The sequence below is a fragment of the Kitasatospora sp. NPDC057223 genome (assembly GCF_042669755.1).
Taxonomy (GTDB): domain Bacteria; phylum Actinomycetota; class Actinomycetes; order Streptomycetales; family Streptomycetaceae; genus Kitasatospora.
On record NZ_JBHUWW010000003.1, the window covers coordinates 56165 to 73889 of the forward strand.

13 protein-coding genes are annotated in these 17725 nt (G+C 72.3%); 3 read left to right on the plus strand and 10 right to left on the minus strand.

Going from position 1 to position 17725, the window contains the following annotated elements; genetic code table 11:
- Nucleotides 1-24 precede the first annotated feature (24 nt).
- Nucleotides 25-1620 carry a tannase/feruloyl esterase family alpha/beta hydrolase gene (locus tag ACFUK0_RS02335; RefSeq protein ID WP_380246119.1) on the minus strand — a complete coding sequence of 532 codons (1596 nt, stop codon included), beginning with the start codon at nt 1618-1620 and terminating at the stop codon, nt 25-27.
- A 677-nt stretch (nt 1621-2297) separates the two neighbouring features.
- On the opposite strand from ACFUK0_RS02335, the gene ACFUK0_RS02340 reads away from it, so the two are divergent.
- Nucleotides 2298-2879: a hypothetical protein gene (locus tag ACFUK0_RS02340; RefSeq protein WP_380246120.1), complete on the plus strand. Its 582-nt coding sequence runs from the start codon at nt 2298-2300 to the stop codon at nt 2877-2879.
- A gap of 7 nt (nt 2880-2886) precedes the next feature.
- On the opposite strand, the gene ACFUK0_RS02345 is transcribed toward ACFUK0_RS02340, so the two are convergent.
- The 3 genes from ACFUK0_RS02345 to ACFUK0_RS02355 all read right to left on the minus strand — a co-directional run bounded on the left by ACFUK0_RS02345 (nt 2887) and on the right by ACFUK0_RS02355 (nt 7818).
- Nucleotides 2887-5658, minus strand: coding sequence for an AAA family ATPase (locus ACFUK0_RS02345; protein ID WP_380246121.1), 2772 nt, complete (start codon nt 5656-5658; stop codon nt 2887-2889).
- 398 nt (nt 5659-6056) lie between these two features.
- Nucleotides 6057-6485, minus strand: coding sequence for a hypothetical protein (locus ACFUK0_RS02350; RefSeq protein WP_380246122.1), 429 nt, complete (start codon nt 6483-6485; stop codon nt 6057-6059).
- A 463-nt stretch (nt 6486-6948) separates the two neighbouring features.
- Nucleotides 6949-7818 carry a Bax inhibitor-1/YccA family protein gene (locus ACFUK0_RS02355; RefSeq protein WP_380246123.1) on the minus strand — a complete coding sequence of 290 codons (870 nt, stop codon included), beginning with the start codon at nt 7816-7818 and terminating at the stop codon, nt 6949-6951.
- 537 nt (nt 7819-8355) lie between these two features.
- Between ACFUK0_RS02355 and ACFUK0_RS02360 the strand changes: the two genes are divergently transcribed.
- Nucleotides 8356-9204, plus strand: coding sequence for an alpha/beta fold hydrolase (locus tag ACFUK0_RS02360; protein ID WP_380246124.1), 849 nt, complete (start codon nt 8356-8358; stop codon nt 9202-9204).
- A 188-nt stretch (nt 9205-9392) separates the two neighbouring features.
- Nucleotides 9393-9584, plus strand: coding sequence for a hypothetical protein (locus tag ACFUK0_RS02365; protein WP_380246125.1), 192 nt, complete (start codon nt 9393-9395; stop codon nt 9582-9584).
- A 115-nt stretch (nt 9585-9699) separates the two neighbouring features.
- Here the strand turns inward: ACFUK0_RS02365 and ACFUK0_RS02370 are convergent, their stop codons facing one another.
- From ACFUK0_RS02370 to ACFUK0_RS02395, 6 genes are all read right to left on the minus strand, one after another.
- Nucleotides 9700-10683 (minus strand): aldo/keto reductase, encoded by a 984-nt coding sequence (locus ACFUK0_RS02370; protein ID WP_380246126.1) that lies wholly within the window; start codon nt 10681-10683, stop codon nt 9700-9702.
- Between the two features lie 410 nt (nt 10684-11093).
- Nucleotides 11094-12896, minus strand: a complete 1803-nt coding sequence (locus ACFUK0_RS02375) for an IPT/TIG domain-containing protein (RefSeq protein WP_380246127.1) — start codon at nt 12894-12896, stop codon at nt 11094-11096.
- Between the two features lie 592 nt (nt 12897-13488).
- The gene (locus ACFUK0_RS02380) at nt 13489-15165 is read right to left on the minus strand and encodes a ricin-type beta-trefoil lectin domain protein (RefSeq protein ID WP_380246128.1); all 1677 of its coding nucleotides are present in this window, start codon (nt 15163-15165) and stop codon (nt 13489-13491) included.
- 283 nt (nt 15166-15448) lie between these two features.
- A complete protein-coding gene (locus ACFUK0_RS02385; RefSeq protein WP_380246129.1) occupies nt 15449-15637 on the minus strand; it encodes a hypothetical protein in 189 nt (62 codons plus the stop codon).
- A 56-nt stretch (nt 15638-15693) separates the two neighbouring features.
- Nucleotides 15694-16443, minus strand: coding sequence for an SRPBCC domain-containing protein (locus ACFUK0_RS02390; protein WP_380246130.1), 750 nt, complete (start codon nt 16441-16443; stop codon nt 15694-15696).
- A gap of 30 nt (nt 16444-16473) precedes the next feature.
- On the minus strand, nt 16474-17721 hold the full coding sequence (locus ACFUK0_RS02395) for a cytochrome P450 (RefSeq protein WP_380246131.1): 1248 nt from the start codon (nt 17719-17721) through the stop codon (nt 16474-16476).
- Nucleotides 17722-17725: the final 4 nt, after the last annotated feature.

Below are 17725 nucleotides of genomic sequence, written 5' to 3' on the forward strand. Positions count from 1 at the left end.
GGGCCGTGGCACTGACGAGTCGGCTCAGTGGCCGGACGCTGGGGTGCAGCGGAAGCTGGCGGCGTCGGCGGTGTCACCGTCGCCCTTGTAGCGCGAGACCGAGGGGTAGGCGCACAGGTTCCGGCTGACGCTCTGCCCGGAGGCCGTGGTCAGCGTGGCTGCCAGCGTCTTCGGTGCCTTGCCGTGCTCGACCCAGGCGGTCAGGGCCGCCAGGCCGCTGTTCTGGCCGTTGAGCCCGCAGTGGGCGGTGCCCGGCGCGAGGAAGAGGCGGTAGAAGTCGTCGGTCTTCTTCGCGCCGCCCATCCGCTGCTCGACCTGCTGACGGTACTTCACCGTGCCGTCGGTGGGGATGTACTGGTCAGCGGTGCCGTGGTAGGTGATGAGCTTGCCGCCGGCCCTGCGGAACGCCGACAGGTCGGGATCGTCCGTCCCGATGACCTTGTCGTACTCGGACTGGGACTGCTTGAAGAGCTGGGCGAACTGGCCGTAGGTGATGGTCGAGACATCGAACGCGGGCTGCTTCGCCACCCACCCGGACACCCACTCGGCCGGCACCGGGAACGGCGTTCCCACGGACTTCCCGTCGGCCCCGGTGGTCGTGCCCGCAAGGCCGCTCAGGTCCGCCCCGACCGGGACGCCGGACCACAGCTTCCGGCCCGAGGCGGTGCGCGGGCCGTCCCAGATCCTGCGTACCACCTCGGCGTCGGCCGCGGTGACCGTCACCTGCCTGCCGTCGCACTCAATGGTCTTGCCGACCAGCCGGCGCGGGTCGTAGCCGCAGCGGTCGGGGTCGGACAGCAGGCCGTCCACGACGCCGTCGTTGGGGTCGCAGGCCTGGACGGCCGCGTCGGTGAACGCCTTGAACTCACAGGCGGTCGGGTACGTCTTCTGCTCGTTCATCACCACCTGCGGCCACAGCGTGGCGACCTCGAACTCGTCCCAGTTGATGCCGGGGGCGTTGGCGAGGATCCCGTCGTAGTCCTCCGGGTAGGCCTGGGCCTCCGCGTAGCCCTGACGCCCGCCCGTCGAACAGCCGGTGAAGTAGGAGTACGAGGCCGCCCGGCTGTAGTGGCCGGCGACGACCTGCTTCGCGAGGACCGCCGCCTCGTGCTCGGAACGCGAGGCGAAGTTCTGCAGCAGCCCGGTGTTGACCTTGCCGTCAGCCCCCAGCGCCCAACTCGCGTCGAGGTACGTACCGACACCCGCGTCGGTGGTGGCGGCGGCGTACCCGCCCTTCACCGCCCCGGCCAGATCGGTGCCGTAGTCGCCCGCGGCGTAGGCACTGCCGCCCACCGACTGCAGTCGGCCGTTCCAGTTCTGCTGCGGCAGCCACACCCGGACGTGGGCGTGATCGCCCTGGCCGGGGTGGGTGAGCGTGACCGTGACGTCGCAGAACGCCGGCACGTCCGCGACCTGCCCGGCCGGCAGCGGGAACACCGCGGGCACGTCGAACGTGCCCGCAGCGTGGGCGACCGCCGTGACGCTCTCCACCTGGGTACCGGCCGGGGCCTTCACCGCAGGGCTCACACAGCTGTACGCGGTGGCCGCCGAGGCGCCCGGCGCGTAGACAGCGGCGGCCAGAGGTACTCCGGCCGCGATGGCCGCCAGAATTCGTTTCATCGAAGTCCCTTCCAGGGGGGTGGGCCCGGTGCCGGCGGAACTGCCGCTCCCGGGGCTGTGGTTGCAGGGTGTGCTCGGCCGGAGTGGGCGCCGTGCGGTCCGCTGCTGACGGGATTCAGACTGGCCCGGTGCACGGGGCGTGCACATCAGTCAGTTGACGGCGGCGGCAGCCGGCGCCGGGTGACGGCCCGCCCGAGCGGGCGGACCCGGGCCGTGGCGGCAAACACGCAGGTCGGCGCGGTGACTCCGGAAGGGTGACGGCCGGCGACGCGTACCCGTCGCGACGGGTGACCGGTCGTGCCCTGGGTCATTCGACGGTCCCGCCGGCCGTCGGTGCCCAGCACGTCGGAACACGTGTGCCACGAGTCCCGTGCACCATTGGCTCACCGGAGGACGTGTGCGACCTGTGCGGACGGCGCGGCAGATCTCGTTCGGGCCCCGGATCCCGCGCGCCGGCCCGGGCGACCAGGAGATGTGCCAGGATGGTCGCCGCCGACGGTTCAGCGGCACACCTCGGGGCAGGTCCCCGGAGAGGCCCTGATCGGGGCGGTACGGGTGGCGAATCACGTTGCGACGTGCTCACCGCCTCGACACCCGTCCAGGTGTCCGTCCAGGTGTCCCGGATCTCGGTGTGGAGACATGCGCAGCAGCATCTATGTACGGAGGAGTGACCGGTTGTGACCAGCCATTCAGCCACCACGCTCCGATCGCGGTACGTCGCACAGGCCGCGTCGGATCTGGAGGAGAACCGCCGCCGACAGCAGGACTTGGCCGAGAAGCTCAAGTCGCTGCAGCAGGAGGAGGCGCTCCTGATCGACATCATGACGCTGGCCGAGCACTACCAGGACGGCGCGGAGCCCTCCCCCCTCCCGGAGCAGGCCCAGGACGAACAGGGCGAAGAGGACGAACCGGTTCCCGCCCGGCCGCAGCGGCGCGCGAAGTCCGCACCCGCCGTGGCGGCGTCACCCACGGCTGCCGCGCGGGCCGGCGGGACGGGGAGGGCGCAGCGGCCGCTGCTGGGGGACATCCTGCTGGAGCTGCTCGCCGGGTACAGCGAGCCGCGCCTGGCGAAGGACCTGCGCGACGAGCTGATGGCGAAGCACCCGGCCCGCGAGCCGACCCCGCAGGTCGTGCGGAACACCCTGGAGTCGTTGGTCGCGAAGGGCCAGGTGCAGCGTCACAAGGAGGACCGGTCGGTGACGTACACCCTGGAGAGCGCCGCCCACCGGGCCGCGGCGTCCGGCGGCGCGGCCGGATAGAGCCCGCCTAGGATCCCGCGCCGGCGTCGTCCGGGATCGCCGCCAGGGCGTCCCGCAGGGCCGCGCGCGAGGTGATGCCCAGTTTCGGGAACACCCGGTACAGGTGGGAGCTGACGGTGCGCGGGGACAGGTGTGTCCGCTCCCCGATCTCCTTGTTGGTCAGACCGCGTGCGGCGAGGTCGGCGATCCGGAGCTCCTGCCAGGTCAGTGCCGCCGGGTCGGTGGAACGGTGCTGCGCGGGCGCCCCGCAGGCGCGCAGTTCGGCGTGGGCCCGTTCGGCCCAGGCCCCGGCGCCGAGCTGTTCGAAGGCTTCGGCGGCCTGGCCCAGCACCTGCCGTGCGGCCCTGGGCCCCTGGCTGTGGCGCAGCCGGCCGCCGTGCGCGAGGCGGATGCGGGCCCGTTCGAAGGGGAAGTCGGCGGCCCCGGGATGGGTCTCGGCCTGCCGGAACAGCTCGGCCGCCCGGTCGTCGTCCTCGGCGGTCATGGCGAGCACCCCGAAGGTGACCAGGGCGAGGCGGGGTGAGACGTCGGGCAGCTGCGCCGCCTGCGCCGCCAGCGCATGCTCGCGGGCCTCCCGGGCCCGGCCGGTGTGCAGGGCGGCTTCGACGAGGTCGAGCAGGGTGCGTGAGGCCTGATGGGCACCGGGTTCGAAGGTGCCGGGCCGGGTGATGCCGGTCGCGCAGAGGTAGGCGCTCTCGTAGTCCCCCTCGCTCAGGGCGGCGACCGTTGCCACGGCGTCGGTGATCTGGGTGAGGAAGCCGATCCTGCGGGGGCGGGCCCAGCGGTCGACGACGGCCTGCAGCTCGCGGGCCCGGTCGAGGTCGCCGCGCAGGGCGGCGAGGAGCGCCAGGTAGGCCTGGCTGTGGTGGGCGAACAGCACGTTGCCGTGCGCCGTGGTCAGTTTCAGCACACGCTGTCCGGTTCGCTCGCCCGCTTCCCAGTCGCCCGAGGCGATCTGGTCGAGCATGATCAGGTGCAGCATGGTCATGCCGTTCACCACGGCTCCGGTCTGCAGTTCGCGCTCCACGCTGCGGGCGAGATGCGTCCGGTGGTCGCCCAGGGTGTCGACGTGGTAGGCGGCGACGCCGAGGCGGGTGATGTCCCACGGGTCCAGGTGCGGGAAGGCGGCGTACGCCGCGGCGACGCGCTCGCGGACGCCGCGGCCCCGGCGGACCACGTCGCTCCAGGCGTCCTGGTAGATCCGCGACTTCGAAGGGACCAGGTCGCCCAGGGAGTCCAGCAGCCGGTGGGTCCGCTGCCAGGTGTCGTTGTCGCCGGCGTACTGGCTGATGGCCAGCAGGAGGTTGACGAGCCTGGCGAGTTCCTCGTCCGGCCCGGCCGGCCCGCTGTCACGCCTGCGCTCGACGGCCGCCGTCAGCTGCCGGTGCGAGGACCGCACGTCGCCGTCCTCGTAGAGCGCGGTGTAGGCGGAGACCAGGACCGCGGCCGCCGATTCGGTCTCGCTCGGCCCGCGGTCGGTGTCGAGGAGCCGCTGGGCGCGGTCGAGCAGTCCGGCGTGCCCGGCCACGAACGCGGCGTTCGCCAGCCGGCGGGACCGGTCCTCGCGGGTCTCGCTCAGCTCCGCCGCGCGGGTCAGCCAGGTCACCGCGGCGGCGGCACCGCCTCGCCGGGTCGCCGACTCGGCTGCCTCCTGCAGCGCTGCGGCTACCCCTTCGTCCGGGTCGACCGTGGCGGCGGCCAGGTGGGTGGCCCGGCGTTCGATGTCGTTGCGGTGCACCTGCGCCAAGGTGCCGTGGGCGGCCCGGCGGGCGTTCGGGGCGGCCGACCGTACGACCGTCGACCGCACCAGCGGGTGCCGGAACACGAACTCGCCGCTGCCCGGGTCGAGGTCCAGCAGGCCTGCCGCCACCGCCTCGTCGACGTCCCGCATGCGGTACCGCGCGGACCCCGCGAGGCCGGTCACCGCTCCGGCGTTCACGCCGTCCAGCGCTCCGAGCAGGAGCTCCGTCCGCAGGGCCGGTCCGAGGGCCGCGATGCGCGCCCCGTACACCTGCTGGAACCGGTCGAGCAGGGGGACGAGCCCGTACCCGGACAGCATGTCGAAGGTGTGCTCGGCGGTGTTGGCGCTGAGGTAGGACGGGAGTTCCAGCAGTGCGAGGGGGTTGCCCTGGGCCTCCTCCAGCACTCGGCGGCGGACCTTCGGGTCCAGGTGCGGATGACGTGTGTCCAGCAGGTGGGTCGCGGCGGGCTCGGACAGCGACGGCACCGGGAGGACCGGCAGGGCAGCCGACTCGAAGCCCGAGGACGCCTCGGGACGCATGGCGACGAGCAGCTTCACGGTGCTCCCGGCGAGACGACGGCCCACGAAGCCGCAGACCGCGGTGCTGGCCGCGTCGAACCACTGGCCGTCGTCGAGGACCAGCAGCAGGCGCGACTGCCCGGCCGCGACCGTGATCAGGTCCAGGACCGCGGTGCCCAGCGTCATGACGGACGGGGCCTCCGCGCGGCTGCGCCCGAACACCACGTCGAAGGCGACCCGGTGGACGCCGTCCAGGTGCTCGGCGTGCGTGAGCAGCGGATGGAGCAGCTGGTGCAGGCCGGCGAAGGGCAGGTTCGACTCGGCCTCGACACCGACCGCCCGGACCACCCGGAACCCCGCACCCGCCGCCTGCTCGGCGACGTGCTTCAGCAAGGCGCTCTTCCCCACGCCCGTCTCACCCCTGACCACGAGGGCCTGGCCCCCGGGCGAGGTGACGAACGAGGAGAGAACCGACTCCTCCGCTTCCCGGCCCACGATGGGCGACGCGAGCGACTCCACCTCCTGCTCCCTTCCCCGGACAGGCCGGGGTGCGCCCCGGTCCTTCGGATACTGCGACCACCTGCTGCGGGGCGCCCGGACGAGGCGCGCCTCGCGCTCCCCTTCTCCCGGGCTCCCCTGCTCCGGAATGACCGGTCCCGGGGTGACCGGTCCCGGGCCGCCGGAGGAGGAAGGCCGCGCTTACCGGCCCAACCTTCCTCCGCGCCCCCACATCAGGGCCAGGCGGCGAACAGGCGGTTGGCAGGCAGTTTCGCCTCCCGCCCGGACAACCTACCCGGCACACGTGTGAAGTGACCAGTCCACGGCCGTGGGCGAACATGTGTGTCGGGACGTGCCGCACGCCGGGCAGCCGCCGGATGCCGGCCGGTCACCGCACCGCGGACCGTACGACTGCCCCTTCACGCAGCCTGCAGCGGCCCGGCGAGGGACTTGCGCAGGGCCGAGGGCGCGACGACGGGGAGCAGCGAGGCGAGGATCTTCCCCTTGAGTGCACTGGGTCGGCGGGTCAGTTCCACGTCGACACGTGTGCCGTCGCCCTCGGGGGTCATCCGGAAGACCCAGCCGCCGCCGGCACCGAAGAGCTTCGAGTCGAGCGTCGTGACGGTGACGGTGTCGCCGTCGGGGGCCCAGTCGTAGCGGGCACGCTCCCAGGCCGCGGCGGTCCCCTCGGTCACTTCGGCCCAGTCGGCGCCCAGCTCGTGGACCGTGAAGTGTTCGGCGTCGATCGTGGACCAGGCCTGCGGACGGGAGGGGCCGAAGTCGGTGAGCACCTCCCGTACGGCCGACGGGCTCAGCGCGGAGACGAGATGGATGCGGACGACTGCCATGGGGGCGTTCCTTCGAGATGAGTAACCGTTCTGACAGGTGACGACTTTTCCATGGGCCATCGTCACCCGTCAAGGCGGTTACTGTGCGGCGGCCTACTCGCTGCGGCCTTCACCGCCTGGCGACAAGGGCCGCAACCAGTAGGAGGCCGACGGCAGCGATGCCGGGAGCCGGCCTGCGACGAGCCAGGCCACGGTGGCGGCGTCGGCGCGCTCCGCCGGCACCCACGACCCCGTGCTGCGGGCGAGCGACTCCGCGAGCGCCCCCGGTGCAAGCAGTGCCGCAATCCTGGTGGCAGCGTGTGGCAGCGCGGGACGCGGCCGCTCCGACCGGGACATGGTGTGGGTCCTTTCACAGGGCGCCGCCCATCGTGCAGAGCGGCTTGATCGACGAACCGTCAGGCCTCCGGGCCCTGTTACCGCCGGGGCACGCAGAGCGGACGGCGGATGGCGGACGGCGGTGGCATCAGTCGTCACCCCGCAGCAGCGTCAGCACCCGGAGCGCCTCCAGGTAGATCCACACCAGGGTCAGGGTGAGCCCGAAGGCGGCCAGCCAGGCCTCCTCACGCGGGGCGCCTTCCGCCACGGCGTCCTCCACCTGCCGGAAGTCCAGGGCCAGGAAGCAGGCGCCGAGGACGATCCCGCCGACGCCGAACGCGATGCCGAGGCCGCCGCTGTCGAAGCCGAGCCCGTTCCCGCCGCCGAAGGCCGAGAACAGCAGGTCGGCGAGGGCCAGCAGGACGAACCCGGTCGCCGCGGCCAGCACGAAGCCGGTGAACCGGGCGGTGACACGGATCCAGCGCATCCGGTAGGCGATCAGCACGCCGGCGAAGACCGCCAGGGTCCCGAGCACCGCCTGGACGACGACCCCGGGGGCGATGTACGTCGAGGTGACATCGGACAGGACACCGATGAAGACGCCCTCGAATGCCGCGTAGCCGAGGATCAGCACCGGTGACGGCGTGCGCCTGAACGTCTGCAGGAGCGACAGGACGAACGCCACCAGCGCGCAGCCGGCGGCGATGCCGTACGAGCGGTTGACGCCGGTCTCGTCCACGGGCAGCAGGGTCCAGGAGAGCACCGCCGCCAGCGCCACCGTACCCAGGCTCGCGGCGGTCCGGACCACCACGTCGTCCAGTGTCATGGGCGTGCCGCCGGCGGAGACGTCCTCGGCGGGGCCGGGGACGTCGAACCCCGCGTAGGGGCTCCCGGCGCGGGCGCCGGGAAGCTGCGCACCGGCCGGCACGGCGACCGACCCGGGCTGCGTGACCCCCGTCCCCGGGGCTGCGACGCGGCTGAATCCCCGCTTGGACAGGATCGGATTGCTGGTTCTCACGGTGTTCTCCTTCTGGTGGGCATGCCGTCGGACGGGTCGTTCGTGCCGGCCGGGCCCTCGGCCGATGACGGCGGGGCGAGGCGGGACGGGGACGGGACCGAGGACGGGGGTGGGCCGGCCGGCGCGGCGACGGTGCCGGTACGCGGGGGCACGCCGCCTCGGGCCGGCGCGTCGTGGCAGCCGCTGTTGTCCGGTGGCCCTCGCGGGCGACCAGCCCGGCGTCACCTACTCTCGGCCGAGCACCGCTCCGGCACATCAGTCAGTTGACGGTCAGGTGGGACCGGGACCGCGGTGCCGCCTGCGAGCCCTGGCATCCACGGTCGGCCCGGGCGGTTCGCGTGACGTAGGGAAGCCCGCGGCACGGAGCCCGGCAACCGACCGTCATGTGACGGATCCCCCGGCCACGGCCCGGCCGCGAGTGTGGAGCCCGGCAAGCCCCCTCGGCGGCGCCCGCAGCGGAGCACCAGGGCCGTGCGGCGCACGGCACGAGGCGGCCTCCCGCCACACACATCGCTCTCACCCGGAAGGGGTTCTCCCATGGCAGGCAACAGGAACCGACGCAAGCGGTGGTTCACGACGGCCGTGGTCCCGGCCGTCGCGGCCGGTGTCGTGCTGGGCTCGGTCGCCATCGGCGGCTCGGCGAACGCCACGACTCCCACCGTGACCGTCGAACGGGCCAAGCCCACCATCGTCCTGGAGCACGGCGCGTTCGCCGACGGCTCCAGCTGGAGCAGCGTCATCACCCGGCTGCGGTCGGACGGCTACCCGGTCGTCGCTCCCGCCGACCCACTGCGCGGGCCGGCCGCCGACGCCGCGGTGCTGCGCAGTGTCCTGGACGGCATCAAGGGACCCAAGGTCCTGGTGGGGCACTCCTACGGAGGTTCCGTCATCAGCGCGGCCGGGGCGAACGACCCACAGGTCAAGGCACTGGTCTACGTGGCCGCGTTCCTCCCGGCCCCGGGCGAGACGGCGCTGGAACTCACCAACAGGTTCCCCGGCTCCACACTCCCGGACGCACTGAACCCGGTCACCTACACCCCGGCGGGCGGCGCCCCCACCACCGACCTGTACATCCAGGCCGACAAGTTCCGCCACCAGTTCGCCGCCGACGTGCCCGCCGCCCAGGCCGCCGTCATGGCCGCCACCCAGCGGCCCATCGCCCAGAGCGCCCTGGCGGAGCAGGCCACCGCCGCGGCCTGGCAGGAGAAGCCCAGCTGGGACGTGGTCACCACCCAGGACCTCAACATCCCTGCGGCCGCGCAGCTCTTCATGGCCCGCCGCGCCCACTCCCACATCACCGAGGTGGCCGCCTCGCACTCCGTCGCGGTCTCCCACCCGGCCCTGGTCGCCCAGGTCATCGAGGAAGCGGCGAGTGCGGGCCGCTGACGCGGGCGGCACGACGTAGGACGTCGTCAAGCCCCCGAGGGAGCAGCTGTCACCCGGCTGCCCCCTCGGGGCCGCCAGCGCGTCCGACCCACCCTCGTCTATAACCGTCTTGACCGGTGACGAAATGGGGAGCATGCTGAGGGAGCACGGATAGCAGGACACCCGCGACAAGAGAGCGGAAGAGGACCATGAACGACGACGAAGTCACCGAGGTCGCTGCCGCGGCTCGGCGTGCGCGGTTCAGCAGCCTGCCCGAGCGCATCCGCTTCGAGGACATGACCGAGATCAGGGACGTCCCGGAGCCCGGGGAGCCGAACCCCTACAACCCGGAACGGTCGTGGACCTTCTACTCGTGCCTGCCCCTGGACCTGGGGCTGTAGGCCGTTCGCCGCCTCACACCCGGCTCACACCCCACTCACACCTTGGTTCACACTCCCGGCTCCACCCGGCGACGGCGCGGCCCGCACCATGCTGGTGCGGGCCCGCGCCGGCGGGTCAGCCCCGGAGCAGGGACTCCACCTGGGCGAACTCGCCCGGGGTGAGCGGGGACCGGGCAGCGAGGTTCTCCTCCACCTGGGCGACGGTGCGGCAGCCGGGGATGGGGATGACGGCGTCCGTACGGGCCAGCAGCCAGGCGAGGGCGCCCTGGGCGAGGGTCCGGCCGTCGGAGGTCAGGACCTCGCGGACGGCGTCGATGCGGGACAGGTGGTCGGCACTGCCGGTGCCGTCCTCCCCGAAGTAGGGGATCCACTGGTGGCCCTGGGCGCGGACGTCGTCGGCGGCCACGCGGCGGCCGTCGTGGTACTTGCCGGAGAGCAGGCCCATCGCGAGCGGGCCGCGGGCGACGGAGGCCACGCCGAGGGACTCGACCACGGCGACCATCTCGGCCGCCGGGTTGAGCACCGAGAAGTCGTGCTGGACGGCGGCGCAGTGGGGAGCCTTCGTGGCGAAGCCCTCGGCCCTGGCGGGGTCGTCGGTGGACCAGGCGTAGGCGCGGATCTTGCCTGCGACGACCAGGTCTTCGAGGGTGTCGACCAGGTCGAGGGCGGCGGACAGCGGGGCGTCCGAGATGTGGAACTGGTAGAGGTCGACGTAGTCGGTGCCGAGGCGGCGGAGGCTGCCGTCGATCGCGGTGCGGAGGTAGGCGGGGGTGGCGTCCTGGCCGGTGGCCTCGCCGGTGGACTCGTCGAAGGTGTTGCCCCACTTGGTGGCGATGACCACCTGGTCGCGGCGGCCCGCGAAGGCCCGGCCGAGGACGGTCTCGCTGTGGCCCGCACCGTAGTTGCTCGCGGTGTCGAAGAAGGTCGCCCCGAGGTCGAAGGCCCGGTGCAGTGCTGCGGTCGACTCCGCGTCGTCCACCGCGCCCCAGCCGAACTGCTCGCCCCCGGCGTGCAGCGGGCCGCCGATGGCCCAGCAGCCCACGCCGATCGGGCTCACCTCGATACCGCTGTTGCCGAGTGTGCGCGTCGTTCCGGTCATGCCGAATGCCCCCTGCTGGATGTTGGTCTGCGCCTGGCACCAGGCGGTCTTCTCATGACAAGTGCTGTCGCCGGCGCAGCAGTTCGCCGGCGGACTGCCGACCCTTGCCGCATGCTCATTGGGCAGCGCGAGCCGCTCCGCCGACGTGCGGCCGCCCTCGTGGACGGAGGGCGCGCAACCCCGACTCTCGCACCTGGAGCGCGCTCCAGGTCAAGGAAGTTCCGTTGGTGGCCGCGTGATCAGACCGACTGCGGTGCGGGGTGGAGTGGGCACACTGCCGCAGAAGGGCGCGCGGCCATCGGGTGGGTGGCGGACCCGGCTCACGCGCGAGTCCCCCACCGTGATGGGTCCGTGGCGGCACCCGGTGGTCCGGCGTGTGCGTGTGCCGGACCACCGGGCGGAGGGAGGGGTCAGGGGCAGGTGGCGAGGATGAAGGAGATGACGGTGCAGGTGGCGCTGCCGGCGTCGTTGGCGGGCGTGGTGTCGCTGGGCGCGGAGGCTGTCCGCAAGGCGGTGACCGGGACGGGCCCGAGGGACAGCAGGTTCAGCGGGACGCGGAAGGACTTCGCGCTGCCGGCGCCGTTGGCAATGCTGCCGTAGGTGCAGGTCACGGTTGTTGCCGCGGTGGTGCAGCCGGGTGAGGGGCTGGTGGCGCCGGTGCCCGGCGGGAGGGTCGCGGTGACGGTGGCCGAGGTGACCGGGTCGGGGCCGTTGTTGTGGGCGGTCAGGGTGTAGGTGAGGTAGGGCACCAGGATGCCCAGGTGGGGCTGGCCGGTGACGGTGACGGCGATGTCGGCGGTGGGCGGGACGTAGGTGAACTGGTCCGCGCCGCTGGTCTGGCTGGTTCCGCCGGGGGTGGAGACCTGGATGTCGACCGTGCCCGCCGCATGCGCCGGGGAGGTGGTGGTGCAGGTGGTGTCGGTGGTGCAGGACACGGTGGTGGCTGGGCTGCCCGGGCCGAAGGTGAGGGCGGTGGCGCCGGTCAGGCCGGTGCCGTGGACGGTGACCGGGGTGCCGCCGGCGGTGGGTCCGCTGCTGGGACTGACCGCGGTCACGGTCGGCTGCGCGATGTAGGTGTACTGGTCGGCTGCGGATGCGGGGCTGGTGCCGGCGGGGGTGGTGACGGTGACGTCCACGGTGCCGGCGGCGTGGGCCGGGACGGTGGCGGTGACTTCCAGGTCGTTGACGACGGTGACGTCGGTGGCCGGGGTGCCGCCGAAGTTCACGGCGCCGGCGCCGGCCAGGCCGGTCCCGGTGATGGTGACGGTGCCGCCGCCGGCGGCCGGGCCGTGCCCGGGGGTGATCGCGGTGACGGCGACCGGTGGCGGCGTCACGGTGACGCCGAACGGGGTGGTGCCCACCGGGACGGTGCCGGTGACGGTGCCGGTGGCCGTGTCGATCACCGAGACCGTGTTGGAGGCGGAGTTGGTGACGTAGGCGCGGCCGCCCGTCCGGTCGGCCGCGACGCCGACGGGCCCCGAGCCGACGGCGGTCGTGCCGGTGACCGTGTTGGTGGCGGTGTCGATGACCGAGATGTTGTTCGCGTTGGCGTTGGCCACGTACACGTGGGCGCCGTCCGGGGTGACCGCGATCCCCTCCGGCCCGCCGGGATTGGGGATGAGGGCGGTGATGGTGTTGGTGGCGGTGTCGATGACCGAGACGGTGTTGCTGTTGAAGTTGGCCGTGTAGGCGTGGGCGCCGTCGGGGGAGACGGCCACGGCTGCGGGTGTCCTGGCGTTGGGGTCGGCGATGGTCGCGGTGACCGTGCTGGTGGCGGTGTCCACGACCGAGACCGAACTGCCCACGAAGTTGGCGACGTAGGCATGAGCGCCGTCGGGCGTGAAGGCGATGCCGAAGGGCTGGCTGCCGGTGGCGAAGGTCGCGGTGACCGTGTTGGTGGCGGTGTCGATCACGGTGACCCCGCCGACGGCCGGGGCGATGTTGTCGCCCACGTAGAGCAGGGAGCCGTCGGGGGAGACCGCCGCCGGACCGGGGACCGCGCCGACGGGCACGGTCGCGGTGACCGTGTTGGTGGCGGTGTCGATGACCGAGACGGTGTTGTCCCCGTCGTTGACGACGTACACACGGGAGGCGTCGGGTGACTGGGTCACCCCTTCGGGGAACCTGCCGACGGGAACGGTCGCGGTGACCGTGCCGCTCGCGGTGTCGATGACCGAGACCGAATTGCCGCGCAGGTTCGTGACGTAGGCCATCCGACCCCCCGTGCTCGCCTGGGCCGGCGCGGCCGCGATGGCGACCAGGCCGGTCAGGACCAGGGCGGCGGAGCACGCCGCGGCTGTCAGGGGACGACGCCGGGAGCGGCGTGTCAGCGGTAAGGGCCAGGCTCGGCGAGAACGGGAAGACATCACTGTCTCTCCTTCCGGTCGGCACCACGACGGCGGGGACCGGCAGGCCCCGGGAAACCGGCAGCGGTGCGGTCGCACAGGACGGACCCGTCCCCTGCGGCACTCCGCCGGACCGTCCCCGCCCCCGCACACCACCGCCGCCCGGTCCAGGCCGCGACAGCGAGCGACTCGCACGCGCCCACAGGGTCAGGCACGTCCGATTTCTCACATGGTGTCAACGATGGACCCGCACCATGTCAGATGTTCGAACTGGACCGAAGATTGCCGACCGATGACTTTTCGTGACGCATACCGATCCCTCGGTTCCGGCCCGCAGAAGACTGCTCTGCGGCACCTCCGTGGAGATGCAGCGCACTGCTGTGGGGCAGGAGCTGCCCCACAGCAGCCACGACCGCGCCGGCAGGCTCAACAGCTGTCGGCAAGGTAGTCCTGCTGGTTCTCAGGCCAGGGAGAACTTCTGGGCGCCGGAGCCGTTGCAGTCCCAGATCTGCAGCCGGGTGCCGTTGGCGGTGGCACCCGACGGCGAGTCGATGCACCGGCCGCTGGTCGGGTTCGACAACGAACCGTCCGCGTTGGCGACCCAGTTCTGGTAGCCGCCGCCGTTGCAGGTGGCCAGCTGGAGCTGGGTACCGGCGGCGCTGTTGCCGCCGGCGATGTCCAGGCACTTGCCCAGCGTGCGCAGGGTCTGGCCGCTCCAGGTCCACTTCTGGTCGAGCGCGGTGGCCTGCTGGCAGTCCCAGAGCTGGACCGCGGTGCCGTCACCGCCGGTGTCGTTGCCCGCCACGTCCACGCACTTGCCACCCGGAGCGTAGATCGGGGTGCCGATGGCGAACTTCTGGGCGGCGGCGCCGTTGCAGTCCCAGATCTGCAGCCGGGTGCCGTTGGCGGTGGCGCCGGACGGGGAGTCGATGCACCGGCCGCTGGCCGGGTTCCGCAACGAGCCGTCGGACTGCCGCACCCAGGACTGGTAGCCGCCGGTGTTGCACGTGGCGAGCTGCAGCTTCGTCCCTGCGGCGCTGTTGCCGCCGACGATGTCCAGGCACTTGCCGAGGGTCTGCAGGGTCTGGCCGCTCCAGGTCCAGTGCTGGTCCTTGGCGCCCGACTGGCAGTCCCACAGCTGCACGGCCGTGCCGTCACCGCCGACGTCGTCACCCGCCACGTCCACGCACTTGCCACCCGGACCGGTGATCGTCTGGCCCGTCACCGCACCACCGCCGCCACCGCCGGAGCCAGGACCCTTGTTGTAGACGGCCAGCGAGTCGATGACCAGCTTGCCGCCGGAGACCGTCGCCGCGTTCGGGCCCCCGCCGAAGGCGTCCGGGAAGCCGCCGCCGATCGCCAGGTCGTAGATGATGAAGAACGGGTGGTCGATCGCGTTGGCCCAGGTCGTGGCGTCCACCTGGCCGGCGTTGACGGTGAAGTAGTTGTTCCCGTCGAGGTAGAACCGGATCTGCTCCGGTGACACCGAACGGTCGATCTCCGTCGCGTAGTCGTGGAAGCCGGTCTGACAGCCGGAGCAGGCGCGCTCGCCCGAACCGATGCCGGTCGACTCGTTGCACGGACCGCCCGGGTTCACACCGCAGTGGATCGTGCTGAAGACGGAGCTGCGGCCGTTGATGTCCTCCATGATGTCGATCTCGCCGGACTTCGGCCAGGTCACACCGTCGCGCAGGGGTGCGCCGAGCATCCAGAAGGCCGGCCAGTACCCGGCGCCGTTGGCGGTGCTGACGTTCGGCTGCTGGAGGACGGACTCGATGCGCACGACGCCGCCCGCCGGGGCGCCGAAGGACGCCGACTGGGTCTCCACGCGCCCGGAGGTCCAGCCGGCCCGCGGGTCGGAGCCGGAATGCAGGGCTTGGAGCACCAGGTGGCCCTGGCCGTCGTAGTAGACGTTCGAGGTGCTGCTGGTCATGGTCTCGATCTCGCCGGTGCCGAAGTTGCTGCCCGGCCCGGTGTCGTACTTCCACAGGCTCTGATCGATGCCGGTCCCGGACGCACCGTTGAAGTCGTCGCTCCAGGTGAGTGAGAAGCCCGACGGTGTCGGGGGCACGGCCGCCTCGACGTTCGCCGTCACGACGACGGTGGCCGCCACCGTGAGCGCGACGACGGGTACCAATGAGAGCGCTCTCTTCCACGCGCGGCGCCATGGCCTCGCCATAAGGGGTGTCATGGATGCATCATTGCGATCGGCCATTCGTTCGACAAGAAGGTCGACGCATTCATCTTCCGGAAACCCCGTCAACTCACCCCCCGCATCAGCCCGGAGACGGTGCGCGGCGTTGCGGTGCCGGTGCCCGTCCCGGACGGCTGGAGGCTGTGGAGCACGTTCCTCGCCGGCGGCCGATGCCGCACGGGGTTGCGGGAGCCCCGGGACGGCATCGGCCGCCGGCCGCCGGGGTCTACCAGCGGCTGCGCGCCGGTGCGGAGGCGAGCTTGGCGCTGAGCGCCGAGAGGAAGACCGGGAGCTTGTCCACCATGGCCCTGGGGACCGGGGTGGTCTGGACGGTGTCCCGCCGCACGTCCTGGACGACGAGGGTGTAACTGCCGTTCTCCTCGACGAGTTCGGCGGCGTAGAGCAGTGTTTCCACAGCGGTTTGCACAGGGGTTTGCACGGGGGTCTCCACAGAGGTTTCCATCGAAGGTCCTAGGCCTGGGGGTCGTTGAGCCAGGCGTTCCACGCCTTGGTGGCCTGCTGCTCGTCGGCGTCCCCGGCGAACAGGTGGTGCCCCAGCCAGATCGGCACGTCCCAGGTGCTGCCGTTGAAGAAGCGGTAGAGCGCGTCGGGGCCGCGGAGCCCGAGGAAGTCGGTGCTGAGCCAGTCGACGACCACCTCCTCCGGGCCGCTGTCCCGGCCGGGAACGTGGAGCGGGAACCGGTCGCCGACGGCCGCGTCGTCGGCGAGGCCGAGGCGGCGGCGCAGGGCGGCGAAGTCGGCCGGGTCGGAGGTGGGTTCGGGGCGCTGGGCCCTGACGTAGACGGCGGGGCGGCCCGGGAAGTGCCGCAGGTACTCGGCGAGGCCGTGCTGGTAGAAGTCGACGTGCTTCTCGGCCGCGTCCGACTTGGCCTCCCACCTCCAGGCGTCGTCGACGACGCCCGTGTGCACCCAGTGGATCCCCATCCGCAGGTGGCTCGTGCCGCCGTCGGCCGGCTCGATCCGGTAGGTGAGCGTGTTGGAGAACCCGCCGTCCTGGGTCGCCCGGACGGCGAAGTGCCGCGGCGGCTCCCACGCCACGACGGTGGAGTCACCACGGGTGGCCTTTCCGCCGACGCGCGGCTCGACCTCCATGGGGTACAGCCAGCCGAGGTTGCCGGCGCCGGTGGCGACCGCGTCCCAGACCTGTTCGGGTGTGACGGCCAAAGCCTGCTCCCGGCGGACCTCGAACTCTCGGGCCATGGTCGGTTCTCCTTCGTCGTCGTTCATCGGTCAGTAGGTGATCGGGAGGGCGCTCAGCCGCCGTTGCAGCGGGTTGGGCCGCCAGTCCAGCACCGCCCCGTCGGCCAGCCGCAGCTGTGGCAGCCGACGGACCAGCGTGCCGACGGCCACCTCGGCCTGGAGCTTGGCCAGCGGTCCGCCCAGGCAGAAGTGCGGGCCGTTGCCGAAGCTCAGGTGCCGGTTGCCGGCGCGGGACAGGTCGAGCCGGTCGGGGTCCTCGAAGCGTTCGGGATCGCGGTTGGTCGCGCCGAGGAACAGGTACACCAGCTCGCCCTCGCGCAGCGTCCGCCCGCCGATCTCCAGGTCCTCCGCGACGACCCGGACGATCGCCTGGGTCACCGTGTCGTAGCGGGCCAGCTCCTCGACGGCGCCGCGGATCAGCCCCGGGTCCGCGCGCAGCCGGGCCAGCTGGTCGGGGTGGCGCAGCAGGGCCAGCAGGCTGTTGCCGATGAGGTGGGTGGTGGTCTCGTCGCCGGCGGTGATCAGGACGAAGCAGGTGGACAGCAGTTCGGAGTCGGTGAGCCGGTCGTCCTGCGTCTGGGTGGCGACCAGGGCGCTGATCAGGTCGTCGCCGGGTTCACGCCGGCGCTGCCGGATGAGCCCGGACAGGTACTCCTCGTACTGCCCGATCGCCTCCTCGGACTTGTCGATGTCCTCGCTGAGCCGGCCGAAGCGGCTGAACCAGGCGTTGACCTGCGGGAGGTCCTCGGCCGGGATGCCGAAGAGCTCGCAGACGACGGACATCGGCAGCGGGGAGGCGACCGCCTCGATCAGGTCCATGGCCGGCCCGGCCGCGACCGCCTCGTCGATGAGCCGGTCGACGATCCGCTGGATGCCGTCGCGCAGGCCTTCGACCCGCCGGGCGGTGAAGGCCCGGTTGGCCAGTTTGCGCAGCCGGGCGTGGTCCGGCGGGTCGGTGTTGGACATCACCCGGCCGAGCCGGTCGGAGAGCCGGCTGAAGGCCTTCAGGTCGCCGCCGAGCGCGACGTAGGCGCGGGTCATCCGGTCCCGGTCGTTGGACAGCCGCAGGTCACCCAGGGCTGCCTCGACGTCGGCGTACCGGGTGAGGTACCAGATGCCCTGGTCGCTGCGGTAGACCGGGTGCTCGCGCCGCATGCGGGCGTAGAACGGGTACGGGTCCTGCCGCGCCTCGGGTGTCTGCAGTGCCGCGGCGAGGTCGTCGGACCGGGCGGGGCCCGCGGCGTCGCGGGCCCCGTCCAGGGTGTCGGTGGAGGTCACGTCG

Coding starts and splice junctions, on each gene's coding strand:
- ACFUK0_RS02360 (WP_380246124.1), top strand. CDS start 8,356: ATGGCAGGCAACAGGAACCGACGCAAGCGGTGGTTCACGACGGCCGTG.
- ACFUK0_RS02390 (WP_380246130.1), bottom strand. CDS start 16,443: ATGGCCCGAGAGTTCGAGGTCCGCCGGGAGCAGGCTTTGGCCGTCACA.
- ACFUK0_RS02365 (WP_380246125.1), top strand. CDS start 9,393: ATGAACGACGACGAAGTCACCGAGGTCGCTGCCGCGGCTCGGCGTGCG.
- ACFUK0_RS02375 (WP_380246127.1), bottom strand. CDS start 12,896: ATGGCCTACGTCACGAACCTGCGCGGCAATTCGGTCTCGGTCATCGAC.
- ACFUK0_RS02335 (WP_380246119.1), bottom strand. CDS start 1,620: ATGAAACGAATTCTGGCGGCCATCGCGGCCGGAGTACCTCTGGCCGCC.
- ACFUK0_RS02350 (WP_380246122.1), bottom strand. CDS start 6,485: ATGGCAGTCGTCCGCATCCATCTCGTCTCCGCGCTGAGCCCGTCGGCC.
- ACFUK0_RS02370 (WP_380246126.1), bottom strand. CDS start 10,683: ATGACCGGAACGACGCGCACACTCGGCAACAGCGGTATCGAGGTGAGC.